At 35.4% G+C, this 7,542-nt stretch carries 7 protein-coding genes; all 7 read left to right on the top strand.

Annotated features, from left to right (window positions below; genetic code table 11):
• Positions 1-468, top strand: a 468-nt coding sequence (locus tag ACIQ2S_RS09205; RefSeq protein ID WP_396175231.1) for a class I SAM-dependent methyltransferase, incomplete at its 5' end; no start/stop codon positions are given.
• A gap of 86 nt (positions 469-554) precedes the next feature.
• On the top strand, positions 555-1,565 hold the full coding sequence (locus tag ACIQ2S_RS09200; protein WP_396175229.1) for an N-acetylneuraminate synthase family protein: 1,011 nt from the start codon (positions 555-557) through the stop codon (positions 1,563-1,565).
• Positions 1,562-2,719, top strand: coding sequence for a UDP-N-acetylglucosamine 2-epimerase (neuC, locus tag ACIQ2S_RS09195; RefSeq protein WP_396175227.1), 1,158 nt, complete (start codon positions 1,562-1,564; stop codon positions 2,717-2,719). Before ACIQ2S_RS09200 ends, neuC begins: the two co-directional genes overlap by 4 nt.
• Positions 2,719-3,420: a cytidylyltransferase domain-containing protein gene (locus ACIQ2S_RS09190; RefSeq protein ID WP_396175225.1), complete on the top strand. Its 702-nt coding sequence runs from the start codon at positions 2,719-2,721 to the stop codon at positions 3,418-3,420. The genes neuC and ACIQ2S_RS09190 overlap by 1 nt, the downstream gene beginning before the upstream one ends.
• Positions 3,420-5,135: an asparagine synthase (glutamine-hydrolyzing) gene (gene asnB / locus ACIQ2S_RS09185; RefSeq protein ID WP_396175223.1), complete on the top strand. Its 1,716-nt coding sequence runs from the start codon at positions 3,420-3,422 to the stop codon at positions 5,133-5,135. The genes ACIQ2S_RS09190 and asnB overlap by 1 nt, the downstream gene beginning before the upstream one ends.
• Entirely contained in the window at positions 5,135-6,526 is a 1,392-nt protein-coding gene (locus ACIQ2S_RS09180; protein WP_396175221.1) for a hypothetical protein, read from the top strand. The genes asnB and ACIQ2S_RS09180 overlap by 1 nt, the downstream gene beginning before the upstream one ends.
• Positions 6,517-7,542: glycosyltransferase family 4 protein (locus ACIQ2S_RS09175; protein ID WP_396175219.1), on the top strand; the 1,026-nt coding region annotated here is incomplete at its 3' end. The genes ACIQ2S_RS09180 and ACIQ2S_RS09175, both read left to right, overlap by 10 nt.

Below are 7,542 nucleotides of genomic sequence, written 5' to 3'. Positions count from 1 at the left end.
TCAATTATATGGGATTTGAATAATCGGGCTCCTGAACAGGTAAAAAGTCCCGGTTTTGTGGTTTTTATGGAAGTATTGGAGCATCTTTCAAACCCGGAGTTAGGCATTAGAAATATCAGTAATCATATTGCTACCGGTGGTTTTATGGTAGTTACTACACCAAATCCGCTAAGTGCACAAAGTAAGTTTTCGTTGGTGTTTAAGAATAATTTATATGCTTTTCAGCCCAAACATTTAACTGAGCACCATGTGTATGTTCCTTTGCCACACGTTGTAAAATTTCATTTAGAGAATAATGGTTTTGAAATTTTGGAAATAGCAACTATTGGGAATATACGATTGAAAAAGTTTAAGATTTCACTTCATTACATTAAAGATTTGATTGGCTTTTTGTTTTTAAAGTTTTTTGTTCTTGTAAAACCCGAATCGAAAGGTCATACCCAAGCATTTTTTGTAGTAAAGAAATAACTCAAAACAATTAATTTGAAAGAGAATACAACGGTCACTTCTAATAAAAAAAGTATTTTTGTGTATCGAGATACTATGTTTAAATTATGGAATCAAAAAATCCCTATATAATTGCAGAAGTTGGTCAGGCACACGAAGGTAGTCTTGGGATGGTGCATTCCTATATTGATGCGTTAGCAACAACAGGAGTGGATGCAGTTAAATTCCAAATGCATATTCCCGAAGCAGAAAGTAGTGCATTTGAACCTTTCAGAGTTAAATTTTCCTTTGAAGATGCCACGCGATTTGATTATTGGAAACGGATGAGTTTTACTTTGGAACAATGGAAAGAAATAAAAAAGCATTGTGACGAAGTTGGTTTAGCTTTTATCTGTTCCCCTTTTAGTAATCTTGCGGTGGATTGGTTGGAAGAAATAGGTGTGCAAACGTATAAAATTGGTTCGGGTGAGGTAATTAATCTGCTTTTATTGGAAAAAATTGCAAACACAGCTAAGCCAATTATACTTTCTTCGGGCATGAGCAGTTTTGAAGAATTAGATCAAACCGTACAGTTTTTGCTTAACAAAAAATCAACATTTTCCATTTTGCAATGCACAACGGCTTATCCAACTTTGCCTGAAAATTATGGGCTAAATGTTATAAATGAGTTGAAAGACAGGTACCAGGTATCCGTCGGCTATTCCGATCATTCCGGAACCATTGAAACCTGCATAGCTGCAACAGCTTTAGGTGCAGAAATTTTGGAATTCCACATTGTTTTTGACCGTCGACAATTTGGGCCGGACGCCACCTCGTCTTTAACAATCGATGAAGCAACTACTTTGGTAAAAAGTGTCAAGTCAATTGCTAAGGCTTTACAGCACCCAATTGATAAAAGTTCCAATAGTAGTTTTAGTAATCTTAAACAGATTTTTGAAAAATCATTAGCCGTAAACAAAGATTTACCCGCTGGACATCTGCTGACATTTGATGATTTGGAGGCAAAAAAACCTAAAGGTTATGGAATTGAAGCGTCGAAATTCAGCGATGTAATTGGAAAAAAATTAATGATTGAAAAGCGGAAATGGGATTTTTTAACCGAAGCTGATATACAATGAGTAAAAGAAAAATAGCAGTTGTTATTACTGCAAGACCCTCTTACAGCAGAGTTAAAACGGTTTTGCAAGCCATTCAAAAGCATCCGGAATTGGAGCTTCAATTAATTGTCGCAGCCTCTGCATTGCTAGATAGGTATGGTTCTGCGGTTAATTATATTGAAAAAGACGGTTTTGAAATTCATGCAAAAGTTTTTAATGTTTTAGAAGGTGAAAATTTAACAGCTGCTGCAAAAACAACAGGTATAGGGATTTTAGAATTGTCAACCGTGTTTGATAATTTAAAACCCGATGTTGTGGTAACCGTTGCCGACCGATTTGAAACAATGGCTACTGCAATTTCAGCTTCTTATATGAATATTCCGCTTGCACATATTCAAGGTGGAGAAGTTACCGGGAATATTGACGAAAAAGTACGTCACGCAATAACAAAACTTTCCGATTATCATTTTGTAGCTTCCGAAAGTGCAAGAGAACGAGTGATAAAATTAGGTGAAGATGTGTCGTTTGTTTTTAATACCGGTTGTCCCTCCATTGATTTGGCATATGAAGTAGCTAAGTTAAAAGACTTGAATTTTGATCCGTATCAAAAATACGGTGGTGTAGGAGCTGAACCTGATTTGTCAAAAGGATATCTTGTGGTGATGCAACATCCGGTAACTACCGAATACCAAGATTCGCGTAAGCATATTGAAGAAACATTGCTTGCCATTAATGAATTAAATGTCCCCACATTATGGTTTTGGCCAAATGTAGATGCAGGAGCAGATGGCACATCCAACGGCATTCGAAGTTTCAGAGAAAAAAATAAATTGAAGAAAGTACATTTTTTTAAAAACATGGAAGGCGAGGACTTTCTTGTGCTGTTAAATAATTCAATCGGTTTGATTGGGAATTCAAGTGTTGGAATCAGAGAATGTGCTTTTTTAGGTGTACCCGTTATCAATATTGGATCACGTCAAAACAGAAGAGACAGAGGAACAAACGTGATTGACGTGGATTACAATAAGGCTCAAATAATAGAAGCTGTTCAAATAATTACTGAAAAAGGTAAATCTGCCACTTCAGCGGTTTATGGAGGAGGAAAAGCAGGTATTGAAATAGCTGATTTACTAGCAAAATTACCTTTACAGTTTCATAAAACCATCATGTATTAATGAGAGTTTTAGGAATTATCCCTGCCAGAGGCGGATCGAAAGGAATCTTGCGAAAGAATTTGAAAATTCTTGGTGATAAACCTTTGATTGCCTATTCTATTGAACATGCGTTGAAAAGTAATTTACTTTCAAAAGTAATTGTTTCTACGGAAGATGATGAAATTGCTGCCATTGCAAAATTGTATGGTGCAGAGGTTCCATTCATTCGGCCGGAATTTTTAGCTTCAGATGAAGCATCAAGTATTGAGGTGGTGAAACATGCCATTGATTTTTTTGAGTTGAAAGGTGAATTTTATGATGCCATTTGTTTGTTGCAACCTACTTCGCCTTTCAGAGCAGCTGGTTTTACAGACAATGCGATTCGACAGTTTATTACAAATAATGCTTCAGCTTTGGTCAGTGTGCTCGAAGTGCCTCATGAATTTAATCCGCATTGGACTTTTGAGTCGGACAATATAGGATTATTGAAAATTGCTACCGGAGAGCAAGAAATTATCAAAAGAAGACAAGATTTACCCCAAGCTTTTTTCAGAGATGGATCACTTTATTTAACAAAAACAGAACTCATTAAAAAAGGTACTTTTTATGGTGACCAATTAAGTTCCATTTTAAATAACCAAGACTTGTATGTAAATATTGATACACCAAAAGATTGGCTTATTGCAGAAGAGAAATTACCCATTATTTCATCTTTACTATAATGTGTGGCATTGCAGGAATAATAGGTAATCATCCTACAAATTTATCTGAGTTAAACGGGATGCTAGCAGAGCAAAAGCATCGTGGACCCGATGCTACAAATACCTGGAGTGACGGTACGGTTTATTTGGGACACAACCGTTTGAGCATCATCGATCTGTCAGATACTGCCAATCAACCGATGATAAGTACTTGTGGAAACTATGTGATTGTTTTTAATGGTGAAATTTACAATTATCTGGAACTTAAAAATCAATTACAAGCGGAATACGATTTTAAAACAGTATCCGATACTGAAGTTCTACTCGCAGCCTATATAAAATGGGGAGTAAATATGCTTGAGAAATTGAATGGAATGTTTAGTTTTTCAATATGGAATACGCAGACAAAAAAACTCTTTGTGGCTAGAGACCGATTTGGTGTGAAACCTTTTTACTACTGTATTTTTAAAAGCCAGTTTTATTTTGCAAGCGAAATAAAAACACTTTTTGCTGCGGGTATTCCAAAAAATAAAAATCAAAAAGTTTGGGCCAATTATTTTTCATTTGGAACTTACGGTTTGCCTGATGAGACTTTTTGGGAAGGGATTCATCAACTTTCATCCGGACATTTTATTGAGTTAGATGCTCTTAAATTAGTTTCAAATGATTCCATTCAACCGCAAAAATGGTATCATTTTTCTGAGCGTATTGCCCAAATTCGGCAAATGAACATTCAGGAATTGAAAATAGCCTATGAAGATTTGCTGAAAAATGCTATTCAATTGCGATTCCGAGCAGATGTGCCGCTAGGCATGAACGTTAGCGGTGGTTTGGATTCCTCAACATTAATAAGCTTAGTGCATCAAAATCTACCTTCTCAAAAGACGATTGAAGCGTTTACTTTTTATTCAAATAATGAAGCGTACGACGAATTACCTTGGGTAGATGAATTGATGAAAAAGACACCGTATCATTTAAATAAAGTTCTTTTAGATTACGCTGAAATTCCGAAATTACTCAAGGAAGTAAGTCATTATCAAGACGAGCCTTACGGAGGTTTTCCAACAATTGCCTACAGTTTACTTTTTAAAGAAGCCCGCAAAAAAGGGATCAAAGTCCTATTGGATGGACAAGGCATGGATGAAGCTTGGGCCGGATATGATTATTACCACAATAACACCAATAGTGTTATTCAAGGAATTAATTCTTCTCCAGTGAGGCCGGAAGCTATTGCACAGGATTTTTTAAATTTTGCCTCAAAAGAGGAATACGAAACACCTTTTGATAATCAATTACAAAATTTACAATACAGAGATTTATTTTATACCAAAATCCCAAGAGCTCTTCGTTTTAATGACCGAATCAGTATGATGCATAGTACCGAATTACGGGAACCATTTCTCGATTACCGTTTGGTTGAACTGGCTTTTGCACAGCCCGATTTACTGAAATTTCAAAACGGACAAACCAAATGGTTGTTGCGTGATTTAGTGAAAAAGCAATTGGGAGAAACAATTTCATTAGCTCCGAAACGGCCGCTGCAAACGCCTCAAAGAGAGTGGATTTCAAACGAATTGCGTTTGTATTTTGAGTCACAAATTGAACATTTTAAACAATTAAATTTTGTGAACCCATCAAAGGTAGACCTCATTTGGAATGATTATTTAAAAGGAAATCAAGATAATAGTTTTTATATTTGGCAATGGGTTAATTGTGTGAGTTTATTGAAAAAATAATGAAGAAATTAGGAGTAGTAATAACCGATGGAGTAGGCTTTAGAAATTTTATTGCCAGTGATTTTTTGACGGAAGCCGAAAAAAGATTCGATGAAGTGGTTATTCTTTCTTGTTTGCCTAAGGAAGTATATGCAGCACATACCCTGCATTCAAAAATTATTGAACTACCCGTTTTTCAAGAAAAATTTAAAACTTGGTTTTTTAGAAAATGCAAAGAAATTGCTCATCTGCAATTACATCAGCAGCATAATTTCGGAATTTATGATAACCTTCATTCCAATTTTTCGCAAGTTAAAACAGCCAGAGGTTCTGCAACCCGCTTTATTTTTAAGTTAACTACGATTTTTAAAAGTGAAAAATGGATTCAAAGGTTTAACAAACTCCAACAAACTTCTTTTAAGAACCATCCTGTTACAATAGCTTACAAGCAAATTCTGGAAACTGAACAGGTTGATTTACTGTTTTTCACACATCAACGACCGCCTTATGTTGCACCCTTGGTTTTTATGGCAGAGCGGTTAAAAATAAAAACCGCAGCATTTATTTTCAGTTGGGATAATTTAGCTTCTAAGGGACGAATGGCCGCTAATTTTGACAACTATCTTGTTTGGAGTGAGTTGATGAAAACCGAATTACTTCAGTTTTATGCTCAAGTGAAAGCTGAAAATATTTCCGTTGTAGGCACTCCACAATTTGAACCCTATGTGCTAGATCGATACAAGTCGACCAAAGAAGATTTTTTGAAGAAGTTCAATTTAGATGGAACTAAAAAAACAATCTGTTTTAGTTGTGGAGATATTTCAACTAGTAAAAATGATGAATTGTACATTGAGACTCTTGCAAAAGCAATACTGAATAATGAGCTACCAGCTGTCAATTTATTGGTTCGGACTTCCCCAGCCGAAGATCCGATTCGTTTTGCTTCAATGGTTGAAAAATTTCCATTTATCAAATGGAATTACCCAAAATGGAATCTTTCACGACAAGGACATCAAGAAGAATGGTCGCAAAGAATTCCCACTACCGACGATATTGTTGATTTGCGGAGTGTTTTAGAATATTCAGACTTGAATGTCAACATGCTATCAACCATGAGTCTGGATTTTATGCAGTTTGAAAAACCGGTCATTAATCCGGTTTTTGGCAACGTTGAAAATGGATTGTATAACGATCAACGTTTTCTGGAATACAAACATATCAAACATGTAGTAGATAGTAAAGCCAGTAAAGTTGCAAAAAATGAAAAAGAATTGATTGATTATTGTAATTTGTATTTGAACGACCCGACAACTGATCAGTTGTTTCGACAGAATTTATTGAAATTACAAGTTTCAAAACCTTTGCACGGAACCGGTGAAAGAATCTCAAAAGTGCTTTTTGAATGGATTTAATTTCAACTAAAATAGCAGTGCTTTGTAATTATCGTTTGTTGCCTAATCGAGTGGGTGGGATGGACTATTTTTTTTGGGCATTTGACCAGCATTGCAAAGCAAATGGAATGCAAGTAGATTGGTATTTTCCTAATTCTTCTTCCCATGGCGAATATGCAAAACTTACTATTTTTAGTGCCGATGAATTAACCATCGAACACTATTTTCTTGCCAATTGTTCTGCAAAAAAGTACACATTTATTATTACTCATTTTTTAGAAATTTGTACATCTTTCTATTCTAAAGTAAAGAAGAAATGTGACTCGAAAATCATCGCAGTCGATCATAATCCAAGACCCATAGATGGTTACTCTTTGCTTAAAAGAAGCAAGAAAAAGATAAAAGGGTTGCTATATTCACGCTATATCGATTGTTTTGTAGGTGTTTCAAATTATACCAAAAGTGAACTAATCAAAGATTTTGGTAAACGAATTGCTTCAAAAACAATTGTAATTTACAATGGTGTCTTAATTGATTCCATTCTTCAGATTACCAACAGAAAATCAATCCAACCTAAGTTTTTGGTTGCATCACATCTAAGAGAAAGCAAAGGAATTCAGCATTTGATTCAGGCCGTTTCATTACTTTCAAATGCTATAAAAAACGAGTTGGTGATTGATGTTTATGGTGACGGACCTTATAAAGAAACACTTTTGCAATTGATTGGCGAAAAACAAGTGGCCAATTGTTTTAATTTTAAAGGAAGTGTTTCCAATTTACATGCGGTTTACGCCAATTATGATTACATGCTTCAGCCTACTTTGATGGAATGTTTTAGCTTGTCCATTTTAGAGAGTTTGGCAGCCAATGTGCCGGTAATTACTACCAATGTAGGTGGAAATGAGGAGGCGGTTCATTCCGGCGAGAATGGTTATATTTATCCGGTTGGAAACTATTTGGCTTTGAAAGAACTAATCGAATCGCTGTGGATGGGGGAAAAACAAATCAATAGTTTTACCAGAGAAGCGATTGAACAA

Source organism: Flavobacterium sp., from assembly GCF_044371705.1.
Lineage (GTDB): Bacteria > Bacteroidota > Bacteroidia > Flavobacteriales > Flavobacteriaceae > Flavobacterium.
The sequence above is the reverse complement of the archived record's forward strand: the minus strand, read 5'-3'. Positions and strand labels throughout refer to the sequence as shown.

Bases quoted from the DNA above. Each gene is read 5' to 3' on its own strand.
- ACIQ2S_RS09200 (WP_396175229.1), top strand. From the start codon at position 555: ATGGAATCAAAAAATCCCTATATAATTGCAGAAGTTGGTCAGGCACAC.
- ACIQ2S_RS09190 (WP_396175225.1), top strand. From the start codon at position 2,719: ATGAGAGTTTTAGGAATTATCCCTGCCAGAGGCGGATCGAAAGGAATC.
- ACIQ2S_RS09180 (WP_396175221.1), top strand. From the start codon at position 5,135: ATGAAGAAATTAGGAGTAGTAATAACCGATGGAGTAGGCTTTAGAAAT.
- neuC (WP_396175227.1), top strand. From the start codon at position 1,562: ATGAGTAAAAGAAAAATAGCAGTTGTTATTACTGCAAGACCCTCTTAC.
- asnB (WP_396175223.1), top strand. From the start codon at position 3,420: ATGTGTGGCATTGCAGGAATAATAGGTAATCATCCTACAAATTTATCT.